General features: G+C 71.2%; 24 protein-coding genes. 16 read left to right on the forward strand and 8 right to left on the reverse strand.

The genetic code is table 11. From position 1 onward, the window contains the following. Window positions 1–46: 46 nt before the first annotated feature. Window positions 47–1,663, forward strand: a complete 1,617-nt coding sequence (groL, locus tag OG371_RS19495; protein WP_329071177.1) for a chaperonin GroEL — start codon at window positions 47–49, stop codon at window positions 1,661–1,663. 368 nt (window positions 1,664–2,031) lie between these two features. On the opposite strand, the gene OG371_RS19500 is transcribed toward groL, so the two are convergent. Continuing rightward, entirely contained in the window at window positions 2,032–2,331 is a 300-nt protein-coding gene (locus tag OG371_RS19500) for a WhiB family transcriptional regulator (RefSeq protein WP_329071180.1), read from the reverse strand. Between the two features lie 248 nt (window positions 2,332–2,579). Here OG371_RS19500 and OG371_RS19505 point away from each other — a divergent pair, with 248 nt between their 5' ends. The 5 genes from OG371_RS19505 to OG371_RS19525 all read left to right on the forward strand — a co-directional run bounded on the left by OG371_RS19505 (window position 2,580) and on the right by OG371_RS19525 (window position 7,699). Beyond that, window positions 2,580–3,500, forward strand: coding sequence for a MerR family transcriptional regulator (locus OG371_RS19505; protein WP_329071182.1), 921 nt, complete (start codon window positions 2,580–2,582; stop codon window positions 3,498–3,500). 105 nt (window positions 3,501–3,605) lie between these two features. Then, window positions 3,606–5,015, forward strand: a complete 1,410-nt coding sequence (locus OG371_RS47430; protein WP_442876121.1) for a hypothetical protein — start codon at window positions 3,606–3,608, stop codon at window positions 5,013–5,015. Window positions 5,016–5,146: 131 nt separating this feature from the next. After that, complete coding sequence (locus OG371_RS19515; RefSeq protein WP_020662719.1) at window positions 5,147–5,743, forward strand: response regulator transcription factor; 597 nt, start codon at window positions 5,147–5,149, stop codon at window positions 5,741–5,743. Window positions 5,744–6,166: 423 nt separating this feature from the next. Beyond that, on the forward strand, window positions 6,167–6,739 hold the full coding sequence (locus tag OG371_RS19520; protein ID WP_091623879.1) for a sigma-70 family RNA polymerase sigma factor: 573 nt from the start codon (window positions 6,167–6,169) through the stop codon (window positions 6,737–6,739). Beyond that, entirely contained in the window at window positions 6,740–7,699 is a 960-nt protein-coding gene (locus OG371_RS19525; protein WP_329071186.1) for an anti-sigma-D factor RsdA, read from the forward strand. 138 nt (window positions 7,700–7,837) lie between these two features. Here the strand turns inward: OG371_RS19525 and OG371_RS19530 are convergent, their stop codons facing one another. Further along, window positions 7,838–8,233: a DUF5319 domain-containing protein gene (locus OG371_RS19530; protein WP_329071188.1), complete on the reverse strand. Its 396-nt coding sequence runs from the start codon at window positions 8,231–8,233 to the stop codon at window positions 7,838–7,840. Between the two features lie 140 nt (window positions 8,234–8,373). Here OG371_RS19530 and guaB point away from each other — a divergent pair, with 140 nt between their 5' ends. From guaB to OG371_RS19555, 5 genes are all read left to right on the forward strand, one after another. Next, the gene (gene guaB / locus OG371_RS19535; RefSeq protein ID WP_329071189.1) at window positions 8,374–9,885 is read left to right on the forward strand and encodes an IMP dehydrogenase; all 1,512 of its coding nucleotides are present in this window, start codon (window positions 8,374–8,376) and stop codon (window positions 9,883–9,885) included. 138 nt (window positions 9,886–10,023) lie between these two features. Beyond that, window positions 10,024–11,163 carry a GuaB3 family IMP dehydrogenase-related protein gene (locus OG371_RS19540; protein ID WP_329071191.1) on the forward strand — a complete coding sequence of 380 codons (1,140 nt, stop codon included), beginning with the start codon at window positions 10,024–10,026 and terminating at the stop codon, window positions 11,161–11,163. Window positions 11,164–11,301: 138 nt separating this feature from the next. Beyond that, window positions 11,302–13,008 (forward strand): GMC family oxidoreductase, encoded by a 1,707-nt coding sequence (locus OG371_RS19545; RefSeq protein WP_329071193.1) that lies wholly within the window; start codon window positions 11,302–11,304, stop codon window positions 13,006–13,008. Window positions 13,009–13,024: 16 nt separating this feature from the next. After that, on the forward strand, window positions 13,025–13,726 hold the full coding sequence (locus OG371_RS19550) for a maleylpyruvate isomerase family mycothiol-dependent enzyme (RefSeq protein WP_329071195.1): 702 nt from the start codon (window positions 13,025–13,027) through the stop codon (window positions 13,724–13,726). Between the two features lie 120 nt (window positions 13,727–13,846). Then, window positions 13,847–15,307, forward strand: a complete 1,461-nt coding sequence (locus tag OG371_RS19555; RefSeq protein WP_329071197.1) for an FAD-dependent oxidoreductase — start codon at window positions 13,847–13,849, stop codon at window positions 15,305–15,307. Window positions 15,308–15,311: 4 nt separating this feature from the next. On the opposite strand, the gene OG371_RS19560 is transcribed toward OG371_RS19555, so the two are convergent. Continuing rightward, entirely contained in the window at window positions 15,312–16,757 is a 1,446-nt protein-coding gene (locus OG371_RS19560) for an aldehyde dehydrogenase family protein (RefSeq protein ID WP_329071199.1), read from the reverse strand. An 85-nt stretch (window positions 16,758–16,842) separates the two neighbouring features. Next, window positions 16,843–17,877 (reverse strand): zinc-dependent alcohol dehydrogenase family protein, encoded by a 1,035-nt coding sequence (locus tag OG371_RS19565; protein WP_329071201.1) that lies wholly within the window; start codon window positions 17,875–17,877, stop codon window positions 16,843–16,845. Window positions 17,878–18,014: 137 nt separating this feature from the next. Here OG371_RS19565 and OG371_RS19570 point away from each other — a divergent pair, with 137 nt between their 5' ends. After that, the gene (locus tag OG371_RS19570; RefSeq protein ID WP_329071203.1) at window positions 18,015–18,680 is read left to right on the forward strand and encodes a rhomboid family intramembrane serine protease; all 666 of its coding nucleotides are present in this window, start codon (window positions 18,015–18,017) and stop codon (window positions 18,678–18,680) included. Between the two features lie 78 nt (window positions 18,681–18,758). On the opposite strand, the gene OG371_RS19575 is transcribed toward OG371_RS19570, so the two are convergent. Beyond that, window positions 18,759–19,313 carry a DinB family protein gene (locus OG371_RS19575; RefSeq protein WP_329071204.1) on the reverse strand — a complete coding sequence of 185 codons (555 nt, stop codon included), beginning with the start codon at window positions 19,311–19,313 and terminating at the stop codon, window positions 18,759–18,761. A 119-nt stretch (window positions 19,314–19,432) separates the two neighbouring features. On the opposite strand from OG371_RS19575, the gene guaA reads away from it, so the two are divergent. The 4 genes from guaA to OG371_RS19595 all read left to right on the forward strand — a co-directional run bounded on the left by guaA (window position 19,433) and on the right by OG371_RS19595 (window position 23,397). Then, window positions 19,433–20,989, forward strand: a complete 1,557-nt coding sequence (gene guaA, locus OG371_RS19580; RefSeq protein ID WP_329071206.1) for a glutamine-hydrolyzing GMP synthase — start codon at window positions 19,433–19,435, stop codon at window positions 20,987–20,989. Between the two features lie 188 nt (window positions 20,990–21,177). After that, entirely contained in the window at window positions 21,178–21,624 is a 447-nt protein-coding gene (locus OG371_RS19585) for a GIDE domain-containing protein (RefSeq protein WP_329071208.1), read from the forward strand. Between the two features lie 236 nt (window positions 21,625–21,860). Then, on the forward strand, window positions 21,861–23,168 hold the full coding sequence (locus tag OG371_RS19590; RefSeq protein ID WP_329071210.1) for a PspC domain-containing protein: 1,308 nt from the start codon (window positions 21,861–21,863) through the stop codon (window positions 23,166–23,168). Further along, entirely contained in the window at window positions 23,146–23,397 is a 252-nt protein-coding gene (locus OG371_RS19595; RefSeq protein ID WP_442876122.1) for a hypothetical protein, read from the forward strand. Before OG371_RS19590 ends, OG371_RS19595 begins: the two co-directional genes overlap by 23 nt. 92 nt (window positions 23,398–23,489) lie before the next feature. Here the strand turns inward: OG371_RS19595 and OG371_RS19600 are convergent, their stop codons facing one another. The 3 genes from OG371_RS19600 to OG371_RS19610 are packed head-to-tail and all read right to left on the reverse strand — an operon-like array spanning window position 23,490 to window position 26,047. Beyond that, window positions 23,490–24,941, reverse strand: a complete 1,452-nt coding sequence (locus OG371_RS19600; RefSeq protein ID WP_329071214.1) for a hypothetical protein — start codon at window positions 24,939–24,941, stop codon at window positions 23,490–23,492. 51 nt (window positions 24,942–24,992) lie between these two features. Next, window positions 24,993–25,547 carry a DUF3558 family protein gene (locus OG371_RS19605; RefSeq protein ID WP_329071216.1) on the reverse strand — a complete coding sequence of 185 codons (555 nt, stop codon included), beginning with the start codon at window positions 25,545–25,547 and terminating at the stop codon, window positions 24,993–24,995. Further along, window positions 25,544–26,047: a hypothetical protein gene (locus OG371_RS19610; RefSeq protein ID WP_329071218.1), complete on the reverse strand. Its 504-nt coding sequence runs from the start codon at window positions 26,045–26,047 to the stop codon at window positions 25,544–25,546. Before OG371_RS19610 ends, OG371_RS19605 begins: the two co-directional genes overlap by 4 nt. Window positions 26,048–26,190: the final 143 nt, after the last annotated feature.

Here is a 26,190-nt window from a genome sequence, read left to right on the forward strand (position 1 = left end):
GGCGTTCTTGTGTCCTAAGACACCTGAAAGGTAAGCGGAAAACGCTATGCCCAAGCAGATCAGTTTCGACGAGGACGCTCGTCGCGCGCTGGAGCGCGGGGTGAACAAGCTCGCCGACGCCGTCAAGGTCACCCTCGGCCCGCGCGGTCGCCACGTGGTCCTCGACAAGAAGTTCGGCGGCCCGACCATCACCCTCGACGGCGTGACCGTCGCCCGTGAGATCGAGCTCGACGACCCGTTCGAGAACCTCGGCGCCCAGCTGGCCAAGAACGTGGCCACCAAGACCAACGACGTCGCCGGCGACGGCACCACCACCGCCACGGTGCTGGCCCAGTCGCTGGTCCGCGTCGGCCTCCGCAACGTGGCCGCCGGCGCCAACCCGACCGCGGTCGGCCGCGGCATCGAGGCCGCCGCCGACAAGGTCATCGAGGTCCTCAAGGCCAAGGCCACCCCGGTCAAGGGCCGCGAGAACATCGCCCAGGTCGGCACCGTGACCTCCCGCGACGCCGCGATCGGCCAGCTGCTCGGCGAGGCCGTCGAGCGCGTGGGCGAGGACGGCGTCATCACCATCGAGGAGTCGTCGACCCTGGCGACCGAGCTGGTGATCACCGAGGGCGTGCAGTTCGACAAGGGCTTCCTGTCGGCGCACTTCGCCACCAACCCCGAGGACCAGAAGGCCATCCTCGAGGACGCGTACATCCTGCTCAGCCGCGAGAAGATCTCGTCGCTGGCCGACCTGCTCCCGGTGCTGGAGAAGGTCGTCGAGGCGAAGAAGCCGCTGCTGATCATCGCCGAGGACGTCGACGGCGAAGCGCTGTCCACCCTCGTGGTGAACTCGCTGCGCAAGACCATCACCGCCGTCGCGGTCAAGGCGCCGTTCTTCGGCGACCGCCGCAAGGCGTTCCTGGACGACCTCGCCGTCGTCACCGGTGGTGAGGTCATCTCGGCCGAGATCGGCAGCAAGCTGTCCGAGACCGACCTCGGCTCGCTGGGCCGCGCCCGCCGGATCGTCGTCAGCAAGGACGACACCACGATCGTCGACGGCGGCGGGACCAAGGACGCCCTGGCCGGCCGGACCGCGCAGATCCGCAAGGAGATCGAGAGCACCGACTCCGACTGGGACCGCGAAAAGCTGCAGGAGCGGCTCGCGAAGCTCGGCGGCGGCGTGGCCGTGATCAAGGTCGGCGCGGCCACCGAGACCGAGCTCAACGAGCGCAAGCACCGCATCGAGGACGCGGTGGCGTCCACGAAGGCGGCCGTCGAGGAGGGCATCCTCCCCGGTGGCGGCTCGGCGCTGGTCCACGCGGTCAAGGAGCTCGAGGGCGACCTCGGCCTGACCGGCGACGAGGCCACCGGCGTGCACATCGTGCGCGACGCGCTGACCGCCCCGCTGTTCTGGATCGCGACGAACGCGGGCCACGAGGGCGCGGTCATCGTGAACAAGGTCAAGGAGCAGTCCTGGGGCCAGGGCTTCAACGCCGCCACCGGCGAGCTCACCGACCTGATCGCGGCCGGCATCGTCGACCCGGTCAAGGTGACCCGCTCCGCGGTCGCGAACGCGGCGTCCATCGCCCGGCTCGTGCTCACCACGGAGAGCGCCGTGGTCGAGAAGCCGGCTGAGGAAGAGGACGAAGCGGGCCACGGCCACGGCCACTCGCACTAGTCACTTCTGTTTCACCGCAACGAAAAACGGGGCGGCACTCCCTTCCTAGGGGGTGCCGCCCCGCTTTCGTTTTCACCGGTTCAGGCTATGAAGCCACCGCCGCCCGCGTCGTGACCAGCACGGCGCGGACATGCGCCGCCGAGGTGTGGTCGATGGTCGCGACCTCCAGCTCGTCGATGGTCGCGACGAACTACGCACCGTCACGCCAGAGCGTCCACGATCACCTGGCCGAGGCGCGCGAGGAGACGCGTGAGCTGATCCGCGCGCGCCTTCGCCGGGGGCGTGGAAGACGAAGATCTGTCAGCAGCCGCCGACGTCGAAGGGGCGGCGTCCGAGGTGGACGCCGCCCCTTCCGTGCCCGGCTGAGCTCAGCCGGACATGCTCAGTGCTCGTTTGTCCTGCTTGATCAGGTTTTCCCGCTCCGATTCGGACAGCCCGCCCCAGATGCCGTAGGGCTCGTGCACTGCCAGCGCGTGCCGGCGGCACATCTCCAGTACCGGGCAGCTCAGGCAGACCGCCTTCGCCCTGGCCTCGCGCCGTGCCCTCGCCGGCCCCCGCTCGCCGTCCGGGTGAAAGAAGGACGCGCTGTCCATCCCCCGGCACGACCCCTCCAGCTGCCAGTCCCACATGTCCGCATTGGGGCCGGGGAGCCTGCGCGTGTCTGCCATCCTGACCGCCTCCGTCATCCGGTCGATGCCATTAGCTGCTCTGCTGTGGTGCCGATACTCCATTCGGTGCAACGGCGGTAACGTTAGAAGCGCGCCAATAGTTGTTCAAGGGATCCGGGCCGATTCAGCCGTTAGGCATCCCCCGGATGTGTGAGCAGGGCTTTTGGCTCCGGTTGCCGGGACCGGCCCAGGCCTGGATATTGGGCCGAGTGGGATCCGGGTCGAGCGAAGGAGAGCCCACCCTGCCGGTGGCCTCGGTCGCTCGCCGGCTCGGGGTCGCCCCGTCCACCCTTCGAACCTGGGACCGCCGTTACGGATTGGGCCCCAGCCGGCACACCGACGGCCGTCACCGCAGGTACGGCAGCTCCGACATCGGGCGCCTCGAACTCATGCAGCGCGCGTTGCTCCGGGGCGCGTCGACGGCGGAGGCCGCGCGCTACGCCCTCGACCACATGCCGCGCGCAGTCGTCGACGAACTGCCACCGCCGGCCCCGGCCCAGGTTCCCGACGAGGACGAGGCCCCCGCCCTCGACGGCGACCACGAAGTCCCGTCCCGCCTCGCCCGCAGGCTGAGCACGGCCGCGCTGGCCATGGACGTCGGCGCCGTCCAGCGCATGCTCGCGGACGCGATCGCCGAGCTGGGCGTGCTCGCCGCGTGGTCCGGCGTGATCGACCCGGTGCTGACGGCGCTGGGCGCGCGCTGGCGTGGGGTCAGCGCGGGCGCGGAGGTCGAATACCTGCTGGCCGAGTGCGTGTACGCCTCGCTCGTCCGCGCGACGCCGGTGCTCGACCACCCGCGCAACCAGCGCCCGGTGCTGCTCGGCTGCGTGCCGGAGGAACGGGACAGCACCCCGGTGTACGCGCTGGCGGCCGCGCTGGCGGGCCGCCGGGTCGGAACGCAGCTGTTCGGCGTGCCGCTGCCCGCGGAGGTGCTGGCGGTGGCCGTGCGCCGAAGCGCGCCGGCCGCCGTGGTGCTGTGGGCTCACCGCCGGGCGGCGGCGGACCCGCGCCTGTTCGCGCGCGTTTCCCGTGGCCGTCAGCGCAGCCGCCTGTTCGCCTGCGGCCCCGGCTGGGACCCGGCCACCCTGCCGGACAAGGTGGAACTGCTGGTGGACCTGCCCACGGCCGCGGACCGCGTCGAACACGTCCTGGTGGGTACGAGGGGTTAGGCCGGTCGCCCGGTTCGATCGGCCGTTCGGCGGGCCTTTCGCGGACTTGGCGCGAGTGGTTTCCGAGGGGCGGATTTTGTCGGTGGGACGCGCTAGAAAGAACGGGTGGAGAAACAGACCCTGCGGGCCCTCGCCTTCGGCGACCACCCGCCGCCACCTGAGCCGGTCACGGCGCCGCGGTCGGCCGCGCCGTGGGACCGGCTGCTGGCCGCGGTGGTGCTGGGCGCCCAGGGCCGGTATGCGGCTGCTTCCACGGCCCTGACTGATCTCCGCCGGAGCCGTGACCCGCTGCTGGCGTCGCTGGCCGCTACGACGCTGGCATCGCACCGTCGCCAGCTTGGCGGGCACACCGCTGCTCGGGCCTTGGACGGGGAGGCTTTGGCGCTTCTTACGGCCACCTCCGCGCTGCCGCTCGGCCCCGGCTCCAGCGGCGGCGGTCCTGTTGGCCCCAGCTCCCGTGGGGGGCGTCCTGTTGGCCCCAGCTCCCGCGGCGGCGGCCCGGTTGGCCCCAGCTCCCAGGGGGGCCGTTCTGTCGGTCGCCGCTTGTCCGGCGGTGCCGCTGACAACCCTGCGGCCGCCAACTCCCGCGCTGCGGCCCCCGCTGCCGACCTCGCCGCCGTCGACCGAGGTGCCAACCCTGCCGCTGGTCCTGCGGCTGCCGACCGCGCCGCCACCGATCTCGCTGCCACCAACCCTGCCGCCGGTCCCGCGGCCGTCGACCGCGCCGCCACCAACCGTGCTGCCGCCAACCCCGTCGCTTCCGGCCCGGTTGCCGTCGACGTGGTGGCCGATCGCGGCGCTGACCGTGCTGCCGCCGATCCCGCTGCCGCCCGTGCCGCTGCTGACCCTGCGGCAGCCAACCCGGCCCGGCCCGCCTCAGCCTCCGGCCAGCCCGCCCCAGATCCCGGCACTTCCACCATTTCCGGCACCGCCAATCACCCCACCCCAGATCTCGACTATTCCGATCCTGACGGTCTCGACTACAGCGGCGCCCGGGCCGATGCCCTGCTCGGCCTGGCGGCGGACAACCTCGCGCTGGGCCGGATCGCGGCGGCGCGGCGGCTGGCGGCGCGGGCGGTGGCCGGGGACGGGCGGTGGCGGGCGACCGTCCGGGCCGGGTGGGTCGGGGCCGAGATCGAGCTGGCGGCGGGACGGCCGGCCGAAGCGGTGGCGCCGGCGCGGCGGGCCGCCGAAACCGCGCGGGAACGCGGCGCGCGGCGGCACGTCGTGAAGTCCGACATCGTGCTCGGCGTCGCGCTGTCTGCAGCCGGCGACGCCGGCGATCGGGAAGCCGCGCTGAAGCTTGTCGAAAGCGCCCTCGCCGAGGCCGAGAAATGCGAACTCCATTCACTTATTTGGGTGGCGGCCCGGGTCGCGGCTGATCTCGGGGCTCAACACGCCGAGAAGTATCGATTCAGAGGCCAGGAGGTGTTGCACGCAGTGTTACGACGAGTCGATCCTTGCGTGATGCGTATCGCACACGATTCGCCCTGGGTTCCCACCGGGTCCGGTTGAGCCTCCTGGAAAGGCCGTTCCGGCATCCGGGCTAAGAAACTTCAAAAAAAGCCACCGGATCGTGTCAAGGTTCGAGCTAAAGCGTCCGATAGGGGAAGTGGAATGTCACCCGGCTGCAGGAAGGAAACCCCGTGACGACGGTCTTGATCTGCGACGACCGACGCAGTGTCCGCGAAGGGCTCACCCGCGTGATGTCCGCGGTCCCAGGGGTCAGTCGCATCGACTGCGTAGCGCACGGTGACGAGCTGCTGGCCCGGTACACCCGTCAGCCGGTCGACGTCGTGCTGGTCGGGACGCAACGCGCGGTCCCGACGGGCGTCGAAGCCACGCGCCGGCTCGTCTCCGCGAACCCCCAGGCGAATGTCATCGTCTTCGGCGCCCCGGACGACGCGGGCAGCATCGCCGCGGCGATCGCCGGCGGTGCCCGCGGCTACCTGCGCTGGGACGCCTCGCGGCCCGAGCTGGTCGCCGCACTGGCTCACACGCTCGCCAGCACCTCGGTGCCGGCGCCGCGCCAGCCGTCGGACCCCGGCGTGCAGCTCACCGAGCGCGAGCTGCAGGTCCTGCGCGGCATGAGCCAGGGCAAGAGCAACGGCCAGATCGGCCGCGAGCTCTACCTGTCCGAGGACACGGTGAAGACCCACGCGCGGCGGCTGTTCCGCAAGCTCGGGGTCCGCGACCGGGCTCAGGCGGTGGCCCACGGCTTCCGCCGCGGTCTCGTCTCCTGAGACCGGGCCCCGGGATCTTCCGGGGCTCTTGAGGTAAAGCGCTCTCCAGCGGCTTCGTTCCCGACGCGGTTGCACGGTGACGACGGGCCAGGGCTCGCGCCCTGGCCCGTACCTGTGTTCCGTGTCACGGACGGCGCCGTTGTCCCCACCGCTCGGGCAGGCTTCCGGACTGGTCGCCACCCCGCCCGGGCCGCCTCGCGTACCGCACTGGCCAGCCGTTCGGCCGGCTTGGGCGAATACGCGTGAGCAGCCGGTAAAGCCGGGTTTCCACCGGCGCCGCGAGCGCGGCGCGCCGGGGACCACCTCTGGCGGTTGTCCAGGGGGTCCCCGACGGTACGGTAACTGTCACCGGCGGGCGGGGCAGGATGACCACGCGCCGGATTCTTTGCACGCCTACACGTAACACTGGGACTGTTGTCTGCGATGGCCAATGTGGGGGATGGACTGGATGAGCCAGTCGCCGCTGCTGTCGAGGGAGATCCTCAAGCGGTGGAGCGGCTGCTGGCGGCCATCCGTCCTCTCGTAGTGCGGTATTGCCGCGCTCGGGTTGGCAGGCAGGAGCGTTCGTTCGCTTCTGCGGACGATGTTGCGCAGGAGGTGTGTCTCGCGGTGCTCACGGCATTGCCTTCGTACCGTGACCAGGGGCGGCCTTTCCTCGCGTTCGTCTACGGTATTGCCCAGCACAAGGTGGCCGACGCGCACCGCGCGGCGGCTCGCAACCGGGCTGAGCCGGTCGCCGAAGTCCCCGACGAGGTCGAGGGCGGGGTCGGACCCGAGCAGCGCGCGTTGCAGGGTGAGCTGAACGAGCGGATGTCGCAGTTGTTGCAGGTACTGCCGGACAAGCAACGGGAGATCGTCGTGTTGCGGGTCGTGGTGGGGCTGTCGGCGGAGGAGACCGCGGAGGCCGTCGGTTCGACGCCGGGCGCGGTCCGGGTCGCCCAGCACCGCGCCTTGGCCCGCTTGCGCAAGGTGCTCGCCGCCGAGGAGGTGATCTGAGTGACCGATCGCGACGACGACCGTGACCTGTCGCCATCCACGTGGCCGAGCGGCATGACGGCGTTCGACGCCGAGGCCGACGGTGACCTGTCGGCCATCCAGGCCGACGACGCGCTGCTGGACGCGCTCGGGGGCACGGATCCGGCCATCGCCGACAGCCTCGGCGACCAGGAGCTGAACGCGCTGCTGCTGGCCTGGCGGCGCGACATCGACAGCGAGCCGCTCGCCGAGCTGGTCGACGTCGACACCGCGGTCACCACCGTCCGGACGGCCACGCTGGCGCGCAAGCACTCACAGCGCGGCCGCCGCCGTCGTTTCCTCGTGCCGGTCGCCGCCGCGTGCGCGGCCGCCGCGATCGCCTTCACCGGCACCGGCCTGGCGGCGCGTGACGCACAGCCGGGCGACACCCTCTGGGGCCTCACGAAGGTCCTCTACGCCGACCACGCCCGCTCGGTCGAAGCCGCCGCCACGGTGAAGCTCGACCTGGAGAAGGCGAACATCGCGCTGGCCGACAACCGCCTGTCCGACGCCCGCAAGGCGCTCGACGACGCGCAGGCCGCACTTGGCCAGGTCAGCGACGACGACAACCGCAACCAGCTGATGGAGCAGCACCGCCAGCTGGCGGCGCAGCTCGACGACCCGTCCGCGCCGCACCCGGGCGGGAACCCGGCGAACCCGCCGGCCAATCCGCCGGCGAACAACCCGGGCACCGGCTCGCCGCAGGCCAGCGGTCAGCCCACGCAGCTGCCGGGCACGGGCAGCACGGCGACCCCGCCGCCGGCCACCAGCATCCCGGAGTCGCTGCCGCCCTCGGGCGGCACGACCACGACCCCGCCGCCGCCCACCACGCCGACCGGCGTCACGGGCAGCAACCCGGGCTCGGGCGGCAGCAGCGGCAGCCCGCGCAACGACCCCAGTGGCAGCGGCGCCGAGCAGAACGGGTCTCCGCAAACCCCGTAATTCCGGACGCTTTCGAGAAAGGGCTTCGGCGGATCGATTCCGCCGGGGCCCTTTTTTCGTATGCCGGGCCAGGAAACGGGCACGAAAAAAGGCCTCGGTGAGCAACGTCACCGAGGCCTTCGCCAAGCCGCTACCGGCTCAGTAGGCGCTTTCGTTCGCCGTGACCCCGTCGGCGAAGCCGCGGCAGTAGTCCCAGCTCACGTAGTCGCCCGGGTTGGGATCGAAGGCCGGCTCGTGCGGGCGCATCCGGCCGTCGGCCAGCAGCTGCTCCAGGCTGGCGCGCAGCAGGTGCCAGTCGTGGTAGTGGGGTTCGTCGCATTCGCCGCAGTCCACCACGATGCCCCGCACGCCGCGCGGCTCCAGGAGGGCCTGGTAGACGGCGAGATCGGAGAGGTCGGCCAGCAGCTCGGTGCGTTCGTCCGAGCTGATCGGCTCGTCGAGGTCGTCTTCGGGGTCGAGGAAGGCCCGGGCCGGATCGTCCGGGTCGTCCGCGAACGGATCTGGGGGCAACACATCGTGCGGCACGGCCTGCACGGTACCTGCTCACGCGGTGTCGTCCCCACCCGCCCAGGGCGGGGGTCCGGCCCGGATATCATGAGGGGAAGGCCCAGCCCCGTCGGCCGCTGTCCGCCAGCGGCTTCGCACACCCCTGCCAGGAAGGCCCTTCGCCCGCCATGACCAGCGAAAGCATCACCGCCCCCGTGCCGAGCAAGTTCGCGATGCTCGGCCTGACCTTCGACGACGTGCTGCTGCTGCCTGCCGAGTCCGACGTGGTGCCCAGCGGGGTCGACACCAGCACCCGGCTCACCCGCAACATCACGCTGAACATCCCGCTGGTCTCCGCCGCCATGGACACCGTCACCGAGGGCCGGATGGCGATCGCGATGGCGCGCCAGGGCGGCATCGGCGTGCTCCAGCGCAATCTGCCGATCGACGAGCAGGCCGCGGCCGTCGAGGTGGTGAAGCGCTCGGAGGCCGGCATGGTCACCGACCCGGTCACCTGCTCGCCCGACGACACGCTGGCCGAGGTCGACGCCCTGTGCGCCCGGTTCCGCATCTCCGGCGTGCCGGTCACCGACGCGTCCGGCTCGCTGGTGGGCATCATCACCAACCGCGACATGCGGTTCGAGGTGGACTACACCCGCCTGGTCAGCGAGGTCATGACCAAGGCGCCGCTGGTCACCGCGCAGGTCGGCGTCACCGCGGAGGCGGCGCTGGGGCTGCTGCGCCGGCACAAGATCGAGAAGCTGCCGATCGTCGACGGCGCGGGCAAGCTCCGCGGCCTGATCACGGTCAAGGACTTCGTGAAGACCGAGCAGTACCCGAACGCCACCAAGGACACCGACGGCCGGCTGATCGTCGGCGCCGCCGTCGGCGTGGGCGCGGACGGGCACAAGCGCGCGATGACGCTGGCCGAGGCCGGCGTGGACGTGCTGATGGTGGACACCGCCCACGGCCACTCCCGCGCCGTGGTGGACACCGTGAAGCTGCTGAAGAAGGAGCTGGGCGACACCGTCGACATCGTCGGCGGCAACGTCGCCACCCGCGCGGGCGCGCAGGCGCTGGTGGACGCGGGCGTGGACGGCGTGAAGGTCGGCGTCGGCCCGGGCTCGATCTGCACCACGCGCATCGTCGCGGGGGTCGGCGTCCCGCAGATCTCCGCGATCTACGAGGCCGACCAGGCCTGCCGCCCGGCCGGCGTCCCGGTGATCGGCGACGGCGGCATCCAGTACTCGGGCGACATCGCCAAGGCCATCGCCTCCGGCGCGTCCACCGTGATGCTGGGCAGCCTGCTGGCCGGCACCGCCGAATCGCCCGGCGACCTGATCCTGGTCAACGGCAAGCAGTTCAAGGTCTACCGCGGCATGGGCTCGCTGGGCGCCATGCAGTCGCGCGGCCAGGCGAAGTCGTACTCGAAGGACCGCTACGCGCAGGACGACGTGCTCAACGAGGACAAGCTGGTCCCCGAGGGCATCGAAGGCCGCATCCCGTTCCGCGGCCCGCTGTCGAACGTCGTGCACCAGCTCGTCGGCGGCCTCCGCGCCGGCATGGGCTACGCGGGCGCCGAGACGATCGCGCAGCTGCAGGAAGCGCAGCTGGTGCGGATCACCGCGGCCGGGCTCAAGGAGAGCCACCCGCACGACGTCACGATGACCGTCGAGGCGCCGAACTACACCACGCACTGAGCCGGACTCGTGAGTGTTTAGGACGGTTCTAACCGTCATGAACACTCACGAGCCGCTTTGCTCACCCCGTGCGCAGGTCACCCACGCGGCCTAGCGACAATGGAGGCCGTTGTCGTCGGTGCGGAGAAGGGACTTCACGTGCGGGAACTGGTCGAGATCGGCATGGGCCGCACCGCGCGGCGGGCGTATGACCTCGATGACGTGGAGATCGTCCCGTCGCGGCGGACGCGGTCGTCCTCGGTGGTGTCCACCGCCTGGCAGATCGACGCCTACCGCTTCGACCTGCCGTTGGTGACGCACCCGACCGACGCCATCGTGTCGCCGGGCACGGCCGTCGCGATCGGCGAGCTGGGCGGGCTGGGCGTGCTGAACGCCGAGGGCCTCTGGGCCCGGCACCCGAACGTCGAGGACGCCATCTTCCGGCTGGTCCGCGCGGCCGAGGACGGCGAGGACCCGACGGCGGTCGTGCGCGAGCTGCAGGACCTGCACTCGGCGCCGGTCCGGCTCGACCTGCTCACCGAGGCCATCAAGACCATCCGCGAGTCCGGGGTCACCGTCGCCGCGCGCGTCAGCCCGCAGCACGCCGCCGAGCTGACGCCGGACCTGCTCGCGGCGGGCGTCGAGATCCTGGTCGTGCAGGGCACGATCATCTCCGCCGAGCACGTCGAGCGCGAGGCCGAGCCGCTGAACCTCAAGGACTTCATCGGACGGCTGGACGTGCCCGTGATCGCCGGCGGCGTGAGCGACTACCGCACGGCCATGCACCTGATGCGCACCGGCGCGGCGGGCGTGATCGTCGGCCACGGCTACACCCCGGGCGTCACCAGCACCGACCGCGTGCTCGGCATCGGCGTCCCGATGGCCACCGCGGTGGTCGACGCGGCCGCCGCGCGCCGCGACTACCTGGACGAGACGGGCGGGCGCTACGTCCACGTGCTCGCCGACGGCGGCATGACCACCTCGGGCGACATCGCGAAGGCCATCGCCTGCGGCGCGGACGCGGTGATGCTCGGCGCCCCGCTCGCCACCGCCAGTGACGCCCCGGGCCAGGGCCTGTACTGGACGGCCGCCGCGGCCCACCCGTCGCTGCCGCGCTCGCGCGTGGTCGCCGGGCCGGACTCGGACTACGCGGTCGACCTGAAGACCCTGCTCTTCGGCCCGTCCTCGGACGCCGAGGGCGTGGTGAACCTGTTCGGCGCCCTGCGCCGCGCGATGGCGAAGGCCGGGTACTCGGACCTGAAGGAGTTCCAGCGCGTCGGGCTGACCGTGCGCCGCTGACCCGACCGAGTGCCCTGAAGGCCACCATGAGGGCATTTAGGTCCCTCATGGTGGCCTTCAGGGCCTCAGCGGGGCGGGGGTGACCCGCGGGTAACTTACGTCTGGTCAGAAGGACATCCCGGGGTTACCCTCGAACCTGTGACTGCCAGTAACACCACCACAGTGACGGGCAGCCCCGACTACGACGTCGTAGTCGTGGGCTCGGGGTTCGGGGGCAGCGTCGCGGCGCTGCGGCTGACCGAGAAGGGCTATCGCGTCGCGGTGGTCGAGGCCGGGCGGCGGTTCGCGGACGACGAGTTCGCCAAGACCTCCTGGGACCTCAAGCGCTACCTCTGGGCGCCGCAGCTCGGCTGTTACGGCATCCAGCGCGTGCACATGCTCTCGGACGTGATGGTGCTGGCGGGCGCGGGCGTCGGCGGCGGTTCGCTGGTCTACGCGAACACGCTGTACCGCCCGCTCAAGCCGTTTTACGCCGACCGGCAGTGGTCGCACATCACCGACTGGGAGTCGGAGCTGGCGCCGCACTACGACCAGGCCAGCCGGATGCTCGGGGTGGTCACGAACCCGACCGTCACGCCGTCCGACGTGGTGATGCGCAAGGTCGCCGAGGACATGGGCGTCGGCGACTCGTTCCACGCGACGCCGGTGGGCGTGTACTTCGGCAAGCCCGGTGAGAGCGTGAAGGACCCGTTCTTCGGCGGCGCCGGCCCGGACCGCGTCGGCTGCACCGAGTGCGGCGCCTGCATGACCGGCTGCCGCGTCGGCGCGAAGAACACGCTGGTCAAGAACTACCTGTACCTCGCGGAGCAGGACGGCGCGAAGGTCATCCCGCTCACCACGGTCACCTCCGTGAGCCCGGTCGGCGACGGCTACCACGTCACGCTGCAGAAGACCGGGACCCGCTCGAAGCGCTTCCGCACCACGATCACCGCCGGCCAGGTGGTGTTCGCGGCGGGCACCTGGGGCACGCAGAACCTGTTGCACCGCATGAAGGACACCGGCGCGCTGCCGAAGCTGTCGCGCCGCCTCGGCGAGCTGACGCGCACGAACTCCGAGGCCATCATCGGCGCCGCGCGCACCGAGGTCGACGAGAGCCGGAACTTCAGCCGCGGCGTCGCCATCACCTCGTCCATCCACCCGGACGAGAACACGCACATCGAGCCGGTGCGGTACGGCAAGGGCAGCAACGCGATGAGCCTGCTGCAGAGCATCGCGACCGACGGGGCCTCGCCGGTGCCACGCTGGCGCCAGGCCGTCACCTTCATGGCCAAGCACCCGATCCAGTCGGCCAAGCTGCTCAACGGCTACCGCTGGAGCGAGCGGACGGTGATCCTGCTGGTGATGCAGAGCCTGGACAACTCCATCACCACCTACACCAAGCGCGGCCTGTTCGGGCGGCGCAAGTACACCTCGAAACAGGGCCACGGCGAGCCGAACCCGAGCTTCATCCCGGCCGGGCACGAGGCGAACGAGCGCACGGCCGAGCACATCGGCGGGCTCGCGGGCGGCACCTGGGGCGAGATCTTCGACATCCCGCTCACCGCTCACTTCATCGGCGGTGTGCCGATCGGCGACAGTGCCGAGGCCGGCGTGATCGACCCGTACCACCGCGTTTTCGGCTACCCCGGACTGTCCGTTGTGGACGGATCGGCGATCACCGCGAACCTCGGCGTGAACCCGTCGCTGACCATCGCGGCGCAGGCCGAGCGGGCGTTCTCCTTCTGGCCCAACAAGGGCGAGGCCGATGGACGCCCGGCGCAGGAGGCGGCGTACGCGCGGCTGGACCCGGTGGCTCCCAAGAACCCGGCGGTTCCTTCCGGCGCCCCTGCCGCGCTGCGCCGATAAGCCCTACGATCGCCGGGTGAGCGAAACGGCGGCGGTGGCCCGCATCCGGGACCTGCAGGACGAGTGGGCGCTCGCCGTCGGCGCGCTGGACGAGGCCGCGGTGCGGGCGCCTAGCGCGTTGCCCGGCTGGTCGCGCGCCCACCTGCTGACGCACCTCGCGCGGAATGCCGATGCCGTCGTCAACCTGCTGACCTGGGCCGAAACCGGCGTCGAGCACCCGATGTACGGCCCGGGCACGGCCCGCGACGACGACATCGAGGCCGGCGCGGCCCGCGGCACCGCGGAGATCCTGGCCGACTTCGTCGCTTCGGGGGAGCGGCTGGTGGAGTTCGCTTCGGCGTTGCCGGACCGCGTCTGGACGGCCCCGGTCCGCGCCCGCTTCGGCCAGCGGATCACCGGCGCGAACGCAGTGACGCTGCGGCTGGCGGAGACCACCATCCACCTCGTCGACCTGGACCGCGGCCACGATTTCGCCGCGTCCACAACGTTGCTGGGCCCGTTCCTCGGCGACGTCGTCGAGAACATGATCGGCATGTACGGCGGCGACCTCCCGGCCCGCCGCCTGGCCACCACCGACGGCGCCCACAGCTGGACGATGGGCGACGGCTCCGGCGGCACGGTCACCGGCCGTCCCGGCGACCTGCTGGCCTGGGTTTCCGGCCGGGCCGACGGCTCCGCGCTGAGTGGACCGGTGCCGGACCTCAGGTCGTTGATCTGAGCGGGCCCGGGCGCTCGGCAAGGCGCTGCACCTGACGAAAGCAGCCACCTGACCTGCCCGCCACCACCCGGCCAGGCGACGGAGCGCAACCGCCACCGTGCCCCGGACGTCATTGATTACATGACTTCAGTGGGGAGAAGGACGTTCCTGCGGGCGGCCGGGCTGACGGCGGTCGGCGCGGTGGCCGCGGCGTGCGGGCCGGGCAAGAGCAGCCCGCCGGCCGCGCCGAGCAGCAGCCCCACGCCGTCGTCACCGCCGCCGACCAGCGCCAAGCCGACCGGGCCGCCGGACTGGAACGCGTTGCGGAGCAAGCTCAGCGGCGATCTCCTGCTGTCGGGCGACGGCCAGTTCGCCACCGCCAAGCGCGCGTTCAACCCGCTGTTCGACGGCCACAGCCCGGCCGCCGTCGCGAAGATCGGCAAGCCCGAGGACGTGCAGGCCTGCCTCGCCGCGGCCGCGGGACGGCTCCCGATCGCCGCGCGCAGCGGCGGCCACAGCTACGCGGGCTACTCGGTGCCGGACAGCGGGCTGGTGCTCGACGTCGGCGCACTGTCCCAAGTGGACGTCCAGGGCGACCGGGTGACGATCGGCGCGGGCGCGCGGCTCACGGACGTCTACGCGGCGCTGGCCAAGGCCGGCCGGTGCCTGCCCGCCGGCTCCTGCCCGACCGTCGGCATCGCCGGGCTCACCCTCGGCGGCGGGATCGGCGTGCTGGCCCGCAAATACGGGCTGACCTGCGACCACCTCGCCGCCGCGCAGGTGGTGACCGCGGACGGCAAACTGTGCACGGCCGACGCCGACACCGAGCCGGACCTGTTCTGGGCCCTGCGCGGCGGCGGTGGCGGCAACTTCGGCGTGGTCACCTCGTTCACGTTCACCACCGATCCGGCGCCGGACATCACCGTTTTCTCACTGCACTTCCCGGGCGGGGCCGCGGCCGACACGCTGGACGCCTGGCAGCGGTGGCTGCCGACCACGCCGCCCGAGCTGTGGTCGAACATCGTCGTGTCGGGTGGTTCGCCGGTGCAGTGCCGGATCGGCGGCGCGTTCGTCGGGAGTTCCTCCGCGCTCACGGCACTGCTGGCCAAGCTGGAAGCCACCCCGTCGAGCCGAACCATGAAACCCCTGAGCTACGCCGGCGCGATGCAGTATTTCTCCGGCAGCTCCAGCCGGCAGACCTTCGTGGCTTCGTCGCGGATCATCACCGACCCGGTGGCCGGGGCGAAGGTGAGCGACCTCGCCTCCGGCCACCAGGGCATGGACCTGCTGATCGACGGCCTCGGCGGCGCGGTCGCGAACCTGGCGCCGACGGACACCGCGTTCTGGCACCGCAAGGCGCTGGCCAGTGTGCAGGTCTACGCGCCGGCGACGGCCGGGAACCGCTCGTCCGTCGCGAAGTCGGTGTCCACTGTGGTCGGTGGGCTGGCCGACGCGGGCGCGGGCGGCGGCTACGTCAACTACATCGACCCGGACCTGCCGGACTGGAAGACCGCGTACTACGGGGACAACGCCGCCCGGCTCGGGCAGGTCGCGAAGACCTACGACCCGGACGGCGTGTTCAAGTTCGCCCAATCCTTGTGACGCCTCAGAGATCGACCCCGGTGAAGACCGTCACGCGTTCCTCGGTGAAGTCGTTCATCGCCGACAGCACGCCTTCACGGCCGACGCCGGAGCCCTTCACCCCGCCGTACGGCATCTGGTCGGCCCGGTAGGACGGCACGTCGCCGATGATCACGCCGCCGACCTCCAGCTCGGCCGAGGCGTGGAAGGCGAGCTGGACGTCGCTGGTGAAGACGCCGGCCTGCAGCCCGTAGGCCGAGGCGTTGACGGCGGCGAACGCCTCGTCCACACCGTCCACAACGGACACCGCGAGCACCGGCCCGAAGACCTCCTCGGCCCAGGCCTTCGCCTCCGGCGGGACGTCGGTGAGCAGGGTCGGGGCCACCGTCGCGCCTTCGCGGGTGCCGCCGGTGAGCACCTTCGCGCCCGCGGCCACCGCTTCATCGACCCACGCGACGATCCGCTCGGCGGCGGCCTCGTCGACCACCGGCCCGACGTCGGTGTTGCGGTCGTACGGGTCGCCGGTCTGCTGCGCCTCGACGGCCTCCACCAGCGCGGGCACGAACTCGCCGGCGATCGCGGCGTCCACGATCACCCGCTGCACCGCGATGCAGGACTGGCCGGCCTGGTAGTTGCCGAAGGTGGCGATGCGGTGCGCGGCGCCCTCGGGGTCCGGCCAGTCGCGCAGGACCACGGCCGCGGCGTTGCCGCCCAGCTCCAGCACCACGTGCTTGCGCGGCGCGGCGTCCGCGATCGACCAGCCGACCGGGCCGGAGCCGGTGAACGACACCACGGGCAGCCGGGGGTCGGCGACCAGCGCCTGCGTCTCGGCGTTGCCCAGCGGCAGCACGGAGAACGCGCCCTCGGGCAGCTCGGTCTCGCCCAGGATCTCGCCGAGGACCAGCGCGGACAGCGGGGTGCGCGGCGCGGGCTTGACGATGATCGGCGCGCCGACCGCCAGCGCCGGCGCCACCTTGTGCGCCACCAGGTTCAGCGGGAAGTTGAACGGCGCGATGCCCAGCACCGGCCCGCGGGGCACCCGCCGCGTGAGCGCGAGGCGGGCGTCGCCGGCCGGGTCGCTGTCGAGCCGCTGGACGTCGCCGGTGAAGCGGCGGGCCTCCTCGGCGGCGATGCGGAACACCGACACCGCGCGGCTCACCTCGGCTTCGGCCCACTTCAGCGGCTTGCCGTTTTCGGCGGTGATGATCTCGGCGATCTCTTCGGCGCGCGCCTGCAAACCGCGGGAGACGTGTTCGAGCGCTGTGGCGCGGACGTGCGCGGGGCTGTGGCGGAACTCCTTCGCCACGCCGGCCGCGGCGGCCACCGCGCGCTCGGTCTGCTCGGGTCCGGGCACAGCGACGGTCGCGACCTCACTGCCGTCGTACGGGTGGTGCACCGTCAGCGTGGCGACGCCTGGTTCGGGCCGCCCGGCGATCCACGACGGCCGCGGGTCCGGGGTGATCATGTCCATACGCACCAAGGTATTCGGGCCGGGGCCCGGCCGGGCGGACCCCCACCCGTCCGGGGCAACGAGCGCGTCGCCCCGGACGGCGGCGTCACGGCTTGACGAGCACCTTCAGCGCCTCGCGGTCGGCCATCGCGCGGTAGCCCGCGGGCACCTCGGACAGGCCGATGGTGCGGTCGAAGACGCGGCCGGGCTGGTAGCGGCCCTCCAGGACGTCGGGCAGCAGCTCCGGGATGTACTGCCGCGCCGGGGCGACGCCGCCGGTGATGGTGATGTTGTTGACGAAGACCGGGCGGCCGATCGGGCCGTCGGCGTACTGCGGCACGCCGACGCGGCTCAGCGCGCCGCCCGGGCGCACCACGCCGAGGCCCATCTCGAACGCCGGCTTCGTGCCGACGCACTCCAGCACGGTGTGCGTGCCGCGGCCGCCGGTCAGCTCGCGGACCAGCGCGATGCCCTCCTCGCCGCGCTCGGCGACCACGTCCGTCGCGCCGAACTCGCGGCCCAGCGCGGTGCGCTGCTCGTGCCGTCCCATGAGGACGATCCGCTCGGCGCCCAGCCGGTGCGCGGCCAGGACCGCGGACAGGCCAACGGCGCCGTCGCCGATCACCGTGACGGTCTTGCCCTTGGTCACACCCGCGGTGACGGCGGCGTGGTGGCCGGTGGAGAAGACGTCCGAGAGCGTGAGCATCGACGCCAGCAGATCGTCGTCCTCGGTGTGCGGCAGCTGCACGAGCGTGCCGTCGGCCAGCGGCACGCGCACGATCTCGCCCTGCCCGCCGTCAACGCCGGGCTCGCCCCAGTTACCGCCGTTCAGGCACGAGGTCTGCAGGCCCTCCTGGCAGAACTCACAGGTGTTGTCGGAGTACTTGAACGGCGCGACGACGAGGTCACCCTTGCGCACGCTCGTCACGTCCGCGCCGGTTTCCTCGACGACGCCGAGGAACTCGTGGCCGATCGGCCGGCCCTGCTCCTGCGCCGGCATGCTGCCGTACGGCCAGAGGTCGCTGCCGCAGATGCAGGACCGGACCACGCGGACCACGGCGTCCGTCGGCTCGACCAGCTTCGGGTCGGGCACCGTCTCCACGCGGACATCGCCGGCACCGTAGATGAGAGTCGCTCGCATGAAGGTCCTTTCCGTGGTTCGGCTTCACCCTCTTGTTAGTCGATCCGGCCGCGATTCATTCCACGTGACGCATGCCGTGGGCGAGTGATGACAAATGTCCGGGGTATGTCGCGGCGGCCGGACCTACCGTTCCGAGCATGAACACATCGGCGACATCGCGCTGGCACGAGAACCCGTTCGTGGCCGTCTTCGACCGCATCGGCACGCAGCGCAAGCCGGTGCTCACCGTGACCGTTGCCGTGGTCACCGCCGTGGCGCTCATCGCCCAGCTGGTGCACCCCGCGTTGCTCGACCAGTTTCGCCGCGACGGCGCAGCCATCGACGCCGGCCAGTGGTGGCGGCTGGTCACCGGCATGTTCTTCCAGGACGGCAAGCTGCTCGGCGGGCTGTTCAACCTGGTCGCCCTGGTCGTGGCCGGCACGCTGGCCGAGCGTTATTTCGGCCGGACGCGGTGGTTTGTCCTGTATTTCGGCTGCGGCCTGTTCGGGCAGTTCTTGAGCTACGTCTGGCTGCAGCCGGTCGGGGCAGGGAACTCGATGTGCGTCGCGGGGCTGATCGGGGCGCTCGCCGTCGCGCTGCTGCGGGCGCCGGCGCGGCACGGGGTGGAACTGCCGAGGCCGGTCTTCGTCGCGTCGCTGCTGGTGCTTCCGCTCGCGGTGCTCGACACGCTGCTGCACGACAACCACGGGATGCCGGCGCTGCTGGGGATGGCGCTGGGCTTCCTGCTCCTGCCGAAGGCGTCCGTCAAGGCCTCCTTGACCGCGTCGGACGCGGGTAAGGAGGCCTTGACGGACCAAGGGTGATGACGGGGGTAGGGCGGTCCGGCCCGTTCGCCGAGGGGGCGAGCGGGCCGGACCGCCTTTTTCACCTCAGTGATTACGTCAGCGGACCGGCCGGTTGCGGTAGAGGTCGCGCAGCAGCAGGATCTCCGCGCCGTGGTGGATCGCCTCGCGGTTGATGTGCAGGACCAGCATGGCCATCGGCGATTCCGCGTACGGGCCCTCCGCCGGTCCGACCGGGCGCTCCAGTGCGTCGGCGTCCAGGCCGCGGACGCCGGAGCTCCAGGAGGCGTAGGCGTCGTCGAGCTGCTTGACGCCCTCGGCCGCGGTCCCGGCGTACGGGTACGAGCCGTAGGTCATCGGCGGGCCGCCGAAGTGCGAGGCCGCGCGCATGCCGAACACCCCGACGGTGATGTGGGCCATCCGCCAGGCGATCGTCGTCACCGGGGGCGGCTCCGGCGCGGGGTCGGTGTAGTCGATGGTGAAATCCGCGGAGCCCCACTCGTCCGGTCCCGTCCGCGGGCGCACGGTCCAGCAGCCGTCGACGGGCTGCCACAGGTACTCCTCGTCGGTCAGCCCGTCCAGGTGCGGGCGCACGTGGTTAGACCAGTGCCAGTCGAGCTGTTCGTGCAGTTCGGTGGTCCAATCGATAGCCATGCGGGCACCGTAGGCCCGATCAAGGACAGCTCGCGTCCTCGTTCATGGGGCAGCGGCGGCGTGACCGGGCCCACCTGGGACGATGGGGGGACAAAGCGCTCACCGCCTGGAGGTCTTAGGTGCCCAGTCCCACCGGTCCGGTACTCGTCATGGACTTCGGGGCGCAGTACGCGCAGCTGATCGCCCGCCGCGTGCGGGAGGCCCAGGTCTACTCCGAGGTCGTGCCGTCGAGCGCGACCGCCCAGGAGCTGCTGGCCAAGAACCCGTCCGCGATCATCCTGTCCGGCGGCCCGTCGAGCGTCTACGCCGAGGGCGCGCCCGGCATGGACCCTGCGCTCGTCGAGGCCGGCGTGCCGATCCTCGGCATCTGCTACGGCCACCAACTGCTCGCGCGGGCGCTGGGCGGGGTCGTGGAGCCCACCGGCGTCCGCGAGTTCGGCCGCACCGACGTGCGGATGGTCGGTGAGGGCGGGGTGCTCCACACCGGCCTGCCCGCGCACCAGACGGCGTGGATGAGCCACAACGACAGCGTCACCAAGGCGCCCGAGGGCTCCGTGGTCACCGCTTCCTCCGACGGCGCGGCGGTGGCCGGCTTCGAGGACGTCGAGCGGCGCTTCGCCGGCGTGCAGTACCACCCGGAGGTGGCGCACTCGCCGCACGGGCAGGAGGTGCTGCGCCGGTTCCTGCGCGAGATCGCGGGCATCAGCCCGCAGTGGACCACGACGTCCATTGTGGACGAACAGGTCCGGCGGATCGCTGAGCAGGTGGGCGACGGGCGGGCGATCTGCGGCCTTTCCGGCGGGGTGGACTCGGCCGTCGCCGCGGCGCTGGTGCAGCGCGCGATCGGCGACCGGCTGACCTGTGTGTTCGTCGACCACGGCCTGCTGCGGGCCGGCGAGCGGACGCAGGTGGAGCGCGACTTCGTCAACGCCACGGGCGTCAAGCTCGTCACCGTGGACGCGCGCGACCGGTTCCTCGACGCGCTCGCCGGGGTCACCGACCCCGAGCAGAAGCGCAAGATCATCGGGCGCGAGTTCATCCGTGTGTTCGAGCAGGCGGAGCGCGACCTCAAGGCGCAGGGCGACTTCAAGTTCCTCGTGCAGGGCACGCTGTACCCGGACGTGGTCGAGTCCGGCGGCGGCGAGGGCACGGCGAACATCAAGAGCCACCACAACGTCGGCGGCCTGCCCGACGACCTGCAGTTCGAGCTGGTCGAACCGCTGCGCCTGCTGTTCAAGGACGAGGTGCGGCGCGTGGGCCTGGAGCTGGGCCTGCCGGAGACGATCGTGCAGCGCCAGCCGTTCCCCGGCCCCGGTCTCGGCATCCGGATCATCGGCGCGGTCGACGCCTCAAGGCTCGAAACGCTGCGGGCGGCCGACGCCATCGCCCGCGAGGAACTCACGGCCGCGGGCCTGGACCAGGAGATCTGGCAGTGCCCCGTGGTGCTGCTGGCGGACGTGCGCAGCGTCGGCGTGCAGGGCGACGGCCGGACCTACGGACACCCGATCGTGCTGCGCCCGGTGTCCTCGGAAGACGCCATGACCGCCGACTGGACCCGCCTGCCGTACGAGGTGCTGGAGCGGATCTCGACGCGCATCACCAACGAGGTGGCCGAGGTCAACCGCGTGGTGCTGGACGTGACGAGCAAGCCGCCGGGCACCATCGAGTGGGAGTGACCGATGTGGATCGTGGGGGCGCTGCCGATCGTCGCCGCGGTGGCCGGGTTCGTCAGGGCTGCGGGCGACCAAGAGCGAGCTGCACGCGATGATCGCCCGCGGAGACACTGAGTTTCCCCGAGCTGGAGGACCTGCGCCGGGTCTCCGATGAGCTGGGCGGTCGCGGCGGGTCCCGCAAGGTCACCGAGGTGGTCGGCGCCGCACACCCGCGTCCCGAAGGGCCGCTGACCGCGGAGGTCAGCAAAACGCCGTTCGCGTGGTACCGCTACCAGTTCGAACGCGAGTACGAGCACGTTGTGTACCGCGACGCCCGGCGCCGCCGGGCCAAGCGCACCGAGAAGGTCGCCGACCACACCTCGAACGAGGGTTACGCGCTGATCGACGAGCGGGGCCGGACCATCGGGGTCGCGCCGGACGGGACCCGGCCCGAGGCCGTCGAGCAGACGGTGAACCGGTTCGAGCCCTACCGCGGCGGCGACCAGTCGTTCGAGCTGTTCGGCCTCCGGGTACCGGCGATGTTCGGCGGCAACCAGGACTCGACCATCGGCTATCGCTACCGGGAATGGCTCATCCGGCCGGGCACGCGCGCCGCTACGTCCTTGGCGAGGCGCACGACGCCGCCGGCCCGCTGGTGATCGGGAAACCCCAGTCGGGCGGGCACTCATCGTGGCGAAAACCGAGGATGAGCTGCGGGCCGACCGGACTCGTCGCCACAAGTTCCTCGCGGCGGGGTGCTGATCGCGTTCTTCGCGGGAATCACAGTAATCGTGGTCGGGATCACCAGGTAAGGCTGCGCCTGATCCAACCCTGAGCCGAACATCAGGGACCATCCCCGATGTGGCCGGCGCGCGCGTCGAGCATGCTTTTCGGTATGAGTGGTGCGAACGAGGCGCGGGCTCCGAAGACGAATCCGCTCAACGGGTTCGAGGAGACCGTCAAGGATTTCTGGGCCAGCAGGCCCCGGCGGCCGCATGGGGGCCGGAAGGTGGCCGGGGTCGCGGCGGGGCTGGGGCAGCGGTACGGGATCGATCCCGTCGTGATCCGGGTGGCGCTGGTGGCGGCGACCGTGTTCGGCGGGTTCGGGCTGGTGTTCTACCTGCTGGGCTGGCTGTTCTTCCCGAGCGAGGGCGACGACGTGTCGGGCTTCGAGTCGATGATCGGGCGGGGGCGCTCGTCGATGACCACGGCGTTCACCGTGGTGCTGTGCGTGGCCCTGATCCCGGTGGTCGGCTGGACCTTCGGCGGCGGCTGGTTCGGCACCAGCGGCGGCTGGTTCGACGGCGGCGGGCTGATCGGCCTCGCGCTGCTCTCCATCGGCCTCTACTTCCTGCACCGCAGCCGCGGCCAGTACAACCGCCCGGCCCCCGTCGTCCCTTATGCGACGGCGCAGGCCGCGACCGGAACCGGAGCGTTCACGATGACCGACACCACCACCGCGACCGGCACGGCCGCGCCGGACTGGGACCCGCTCGCGGCCTCCCCCGGGGGCTGGGACCTGCCCGACCCGGCGGCACCGCCGCCCCCGCCGCCCTCCTACGAGGAACCGCCCGCGCCGCAGCCGCGGCAGCCGCGGTCGAAGATCGGCTCGATGACGCTGGGCGCGGCCGTGATCGTGGCCGGCGTGGGCGTGGTGCTGAACCTCAACGGCTCCAGCTGGTTCTCGGTGGCGCACATCATCGGCCTGGTGCTCGGTGTGCTCGGCGTGGGCATGGTGGCGGGGTCCTTCGTCCGCGGTTCCCGCGGCCTGATCGCGCTGGCCGCGCCGCTGGCGATCGCCGGGATGATCCTGACCACGAGCCCGTTCACCGGCTTCGACCTGAAGGGCGGCGTCGGCGACCTGACCGCCACCCCGCGCTCGGCCGCGGAACTGCAGCCGGTCTACCAGCACGCGGCGGGCAACCTGCGGCTCGACCTGACCCAGATGCCGCTCACCGGCCCGATCACCACCACGGTGTCCAACGGCGCCGGCGACACCGTCGTCACGGTCCCCGCGACCGCGGACGTGACGTTCGACTGCAAGAACACCGCGGGCAGCGTGAGCTGCCTCGGCCACTCCGGTGACGGCGTCGGCCAGTCCCCCATTACCGGCACCGAGCTCGGCGACGACGGTGCCGGCGGACAGAAGATCACCCTCCACGTCTCGAACGGCGTGGGCGATGTGGAGGTGCGACGTGGCTGAAAACCCTTACGCCTACTCGGATTCCGACCAGCGGCACCGCCCGGCGCGACGCGGGGTGGACGTGTTCACCCTGATCGCCGGCATCGCCATCCTGCTGGTGTCCGCGTACGTCCTCTCCGACGGCAACAGCTGGCTGCCCACCTTCGACTTCCGCTGGATCCTGGCGGGCGGCGCGGTGTTCGCCGGGGTGCTGCTGCTGGGCGCGTCGTTCCGCAAACGGCGGCCGTAACCGGCGGAAACCCACTCATACCACCGAAGAAGGCCCCGGATGTCCGGGGCCTTCTTCGGTGGTGCCGACGTGGGCCCGCTTCTTTCGTGCTGTTAGCCGCCGATCACCGGTGGGGTGATTTTCTCGCCGTCGGGGCCGCGTTCGGGTCGGACCTCGAAGACCTCGTCGGGGTCGACCTGGGTCGGGATTTTGTTCTTGTGTTCCTTGTCCTCTTCCTTCTTCTTGCCGGCGGCGTTGCCCGCGGCTCCGCCCTCGCCCGCTTTGCCGACTTTGCCTGCGTTCGCCGCGGCGGTGCCCCCACGTTCGAGCCGCTCGCCGGCAGCACCCTTGCCGGTGCCTTTGCCAGGCTCTTCGACCTCGCCGGGCTTGTACCCGCCACCGGACACGCGGCTGCCCGCGAACCCACCGCCGGACCGCCCGCTCCCGATCCCCGGCCGGCTGCGGGTGATGTCGCCACCCCCGCTGCCGCCGCCACCGGGCGGACCGCCCATCGCCAGCGCGTCGGGGGTGACCCGGCCGAAACCGCCGCCACCGCCGGGGCCGCGGAACCCGCCGCCACCCCCGGGTGGCCCACCGATGTTGCCTGCTCCGGTACTGGCACCGGACCCAGGCGTGTACGACGACCCAGCCCCACCGGTGCCCACTCCGGGCTGCCCGCCACCAGGCTGGCCGCCCGCCGGGTTGTAACTGCTGCCCCCGGGCGCCCCGACCCCGGACCCGTGCGTGCCGACACCGCCGCCGGAATCGGCGCTGCTGATGTGGGTGCTGCTGTCCGGCGCGCCGATCTGCGGAGGCGGCGCGTAGGTCGGCTGGGTGGTCGCTGTGCCGTGGTAGGTGCTGTCCAGCCCCTGCATGACCTGCACGGCATGCTGATGCGCGGCGTCCGCCTGCTGCTGCTTGTTCGCGACGTTGTTCATGGTGAGCGCGCTGCCGGCGGGATCGCCATTGCTGAGCTGCGTGGTCGCTTTGTTGATCTCGGCTTGCTGGTTGAAGCCAGTCGGCTCGGGCATGTTCTTCTGCGCGTAATCCGCGGCCGCCGACTGCTGCGAGTACCGGTTCGACACCAGCTGCATCGCGTTGCCGGTCTGCTCGGTGTGGCTGGCGGTGCTCTGGAAGAACGAGTTGGCCTGAGAGGCCGCCCCACCCTGCCAGGACGCGCCGGCCGTGTTCGCGGCGTCGCGGAAGGCATTGGAGGCGTCGGCGAGCCAGTTGCCGTAGGTGTTGGTGACCCGGCTTCGGTCATTGATTTCTTCGAGATCGAGGCCTTGGTGGACCATGTTGTAGAGGTCTTCGTGCGATGCGGCCGCGTAGTTCTGGCCCGGCACGGGAGCGTCGTCACGCGTAGTCTGGCCTTCGAGCAGCTGGTTGCCCTGAGTGACCGAGTAGGCGGAAGCCTCTTTCTGGGTCTCGCCGGTGATGCCCTTTTCGGCGCTGGGCCGATCCTCCGAGCCGAAACGCGCGGCGTTCTGCTGTAAACGCTGCTGCGTCTGCGCGTAGTAGTCCCCGGCGGACTGCTGATGCTCGGCCCGATGCGACTCACTCATGACGAGTTCCTCTCGGCTCTTCGGGAGCAGTGGTTCCGGCTCGTGGCGGGGTCAGGCCGGTGGCAGGAGGGGCTCCAGCTTGGTGGCCAGGTCTTCGGCGGTTTGGCAGGAGACAGCGGTGTCGGAGCCGCCGGTGACGAGCACCAGCGCGCGTGAGTTCGGGGCCACGGCCATGCCGACCTGGCACTGGCCCGGTGAGCCGAGCGGCTCGGGTTGTTCGATGGACGGGCGCCCGTTTACGTCGCCTCGTCGCGCTGTGCTGGGGTTGTTGATGTTGTCGGTATAGAGCTGGCCGTTTTGCAGTGCTATTCCGACGTCGGCGCCATCTGTGGTTCCGACGTTCGGTTTCTGGGCTGCGCAGGAGCGCTTTGAGTCGGCGACGGTGGGAGTTGCCTTGGGGAACCCTTTTCCGGCGAGGAGCCGGTCGACCAGGGCACACGGGTCCATTCCGGAGAACGGGTTTGCCGAGGCTGGACTGCTGGTCCGCGTCGATGTCGATGGAGCGCTGGGCGTGGCCGCCCCGTCGACTGAACTGTCGCATCCGGCGAGCAGGATTGCGGTGGCCGCCACTGGCAGCAGGAGGTTCCTGGTTCCCGGTGTGCTCACTTGTCGTTCAGTTCCTTGTTGAGTTCGGCGAAGGAGGTGCTGTGCGCGTCTTCGGTCTCACGGTAGTTCTTCCGCGCGATGGTCAGAGCATCGCGTGCCTGTTCGACGCCTTTCCTCATGAGCTCGAGGTTCGGCAGCAGTGACTGTGGATCTCCGTTGGCGACTTTGACGTTGAAGTCCGCGACCGCGTGGGCGTATGGGGACGAGCCCATCTGCGCTGCTTGGCTAAGCATCTGCACGTCTTGGTACATCCTGTCGTAACCTTCGAGAAAGAAGTTACAAGCCTTGACGTAAGCCTGGAGCCCGGCCTCGTTCACGGCGAATGAGCCCTTTTCCGCAAGACTCTTCAGCTCCGCGCCGCCAGTGTTCACCTTCTGTGCGGCCGCCGTGTCTGTCGGGCCTGCCAGCAGGCCTGACAGGAAGTCTTGCCCAGCGTCTCCAGACGCGGACGGCTTACCTGAACCGGCAGAACCCGCCGCGCCGAAGTGCGCCCCCGTCATGCCCCTCACCCCTGCTTCATGCCGTTGCTCAATCCTCCGGTCAGGCTACCGAGTGTTTCCGACCGATGACAGCAAGTCGGAGCATTTCACTGTTGCGGAAAGTAGCCGAACAACTACCCGCCCGCCGGATTCGCGCCGACGGG

Origin of the sequence: Amycolatopsis sp. NBC_01480, assembly GCF_036227205.1 — a bacterium.
In the GTDB taxonomy this organism is placed as follows: Bacteria; Actinomycetota; Actinomycetes; order Mycobacteriales; family Pseudonocardiaceae; genus Amycolatopsis.